This is a genomic window from Acidobacteriota bacterium, from assembly GCA_030697165.1.
Classification (GTDB): domain Bacteria; phylum Acidobacteriota; class Vicinamibacteria; order Vicinamibacterales; family UBA2999; genus 12-FULL-67-14b.
The window spans coordinates 1-2,500 of record JAUYQQ010000008.1; the positions used below are offsets into that span (position 1 = coordinate 1).

A 2,500-nucleotide genomic window follows, 5' to 3' on the forward strand; every position below is an offset into this window, starting at 1 on the left:
GTCTTTTCGTCTTATGGCGGGCAACCGGCGTCTTCACCGGTACCACAAATTCGCAGCGTTCATCGTTGAGACAGCGGTCAAATCGTTACGCCATTCGTGCAGGTCGGAACTTACCCGACAAGGAATTTCGCTACCTTAGGACCGTTATAGTTACGGCCGCCGTTTACCGGGGCTTCAATTCAAGGCTTCACCTTGCGGCTGACCTCTCCTTTTAACCTTCCGGCACCGGGCAGGCGTCAGACCCTATACGTCGTTTTCGACTTAGCAGAGCCCTGTGTTTTTAGTAAACAGTCGCTTGACCCTCTTTATTGCAACTCTCTGCCGCTTCGTGCCGCGTGGACACTGACAACAGGGAGCACCCCTTCTCCCGAAGTTACGGGGTAATTTTGCCTAGTTCCTAAACGATGATTCTCACTTGCGCCTGAGGATTTTCTCCTCACCTACCTGTGTCGGTTTGCGGTACGGGTACTTACAGATCTCCTTAGAGGCTTTTCTCGGCAGCGTAGCGTCTGCGGCTTTATTGGCCTTGCGGCCATCGCTATAACACCTCAGGGTTTATGAACAAACGGATTTGCCTGTCTGTTCCCCCTACATGTCTAAACCTGGATAACCAAAACCAGGCCCGCATAGCTTCCTGCGTCCCCCCATCGTGATAACGATCTGTCAGTAGTTCCGGAATATTAACCGGATGTGCATCCGCTACGCCTTTCGGCCTCGCGTTAGCTCCCGACTAACCCTGAGCGGACGAACCTACCTCAGGAATCCTTAGGTTTTCGGCGGGGAAGATTCTCACTTCCCTTCTCGCTACTTATGCCGGCAGGGTCACTTCTCTCAGCTCCACCAGTCCTTGTCGGTCTGACTTCACTGCAGAGAGAACGCTCCTCTACCAAAGACGGATCTCGCAAGACCCGTCTGTCATGATCTTCGGTTCAATGCTTGAGCCCCGTTACATTGTCGGCCCAGAGCCGCTTGACCAGTGAGCTATTACGCTTTCTTTAAAGGATGGCTGCTTCTAAGCCAACCTCCTGGTTGTCTGAGCGTCTCCAGATCCTTTCCCACTTAGCATTGAATTAGGGACCTTAGATGCATGTCTGGGCTGTTTCCCTTTCGACAATGGAGCTTAGCCCCCACTGTCTCACTCCCGGATTACGTGTCGATGGCATTCGAAGTTTGATTGGATTCAGTAACCTGGTAAGGCCCCTAGTCCATTCAGTGCTCTACCACCATCGCCGACCATCCGAGGCTGCCCCTAAAGGCATTTCGAGGAGAACGGGCAATCACGAAATTTGATTAGCCTTTCACCCCTACCCTCAGCTCATCCGAGCTATTTTCAACTAACACCGGTTCGGACCTCCACGCGGTGTTACCCGCGCTTCATCCTGGCCAAGGGTAGATCATCTCGCTTCGCGTCTAATCCCAGCGACTCTAGCGCCCATTTCGGACTCGCTTTCGCTACGGCTCGCTTGTGCTTAACCTTGCCACTGAGATTAACTAGCCGGCTCATTATGCAAAAGGCACGTCGTCAGGCATGGAGGATTGCTCCCCTATAGCCCTCCGACTGCTTGTAGGCATACGGTTTCAGGTACTTTTTCACTCCCCTCACAGGGGTGCTTTTCACCTTTCCCTCACGGTACTGGTTCACTATCGGTCGCTAGAGAGTATTTAGCCTTGCAAGATGGTCCTCGCAGGTTCCCACGGGATTTCTCGTGTCCCGCGGTACTCAGGTACCCGTCCATCAAGCCAGATTGATTTCGCCTACAGGTCTGTCACCTTCTATGGATCCCCTTTCCAGAGGATTCGACTATCAATCTGGTTTATCACTCGACGGCCTTGCGGCCTAACGGGCCCTACAACCCCAGGGAGCATGCCCCCTGGTTTGGGCTTTTCCGCGTTCGCTCGCCGCTACTAGCGGAATCACTGACTTGTTTTCTTCTCCTGGAGGTACTGAGATGGTTCACTTCCCTCCGTTGCCTTCGCCCGCCTATGTATTCAGCGGGAGATACTCCGGTATGAGCCAGAGTGGGTTTCCCCATTCGGAAATCCCCGGATCAAAGCCTGCTTGCGGCTCCCCGAGGCTTATCGCAGCTTGCCACGTCCTTCATCGACTTCTAGCGCCAAGGCATTCACCGTACGCCCTTAGTAGCTTGACCAAGTGTTCACTTCACTTGACTGCAAATATGTGGTCAAAAAAAACTACCGATTGCAGAATATTCAGTTGTCAAAAAACCTTACAAAGCTTGTTGCCCTTCGATTCGCACCGAACATCGCTTTCGCTCTGCTCGCTGCTCACTCAGGACATTCGACCCGTCGCTGGCCCGCCATGAGCGAGCTTTCATCTCGCCGGAGGCGGGATGAAGGCGAGTCGAATGGTGGAGAATACCGGGATCGAACCGGTGACCTCCTGGTTGCAAACCAGGCGCTCTCCCAGCTGAGCTAATTCCCCGTTTTTAAGGAAACGTGGTGGGCCTGGGTAGATTCGAACTACCGACCCCACGCTTAT

General features: G+C 53.4%; 2 tRNA genes and 1 rRNA gene (1 of these 3 cut by a window edge). All 3 read right to left on the minus strand.

Going from position 1 to position 2,500, the window contains the following annotated elements:
* Positions 1-2,150 (minus strand): 23S ribosomal RNA (locus Q8T13_06295); the annotation flags it as partial.
* Positions 2,151-2,367: 217 nt separating this feature from the next.
* Positions 2,368-2,443, minus strand: a tRNA-Ala gene (locus Q8T13_06300).
* Between the two features lie 15 nt (positions 2,444-2,458).
* Positions 2,459-2,500, minus strand: a tRNA-Ile gene (locus tag Q8T13_06305) (it continues 35 nt past the right edge of the window).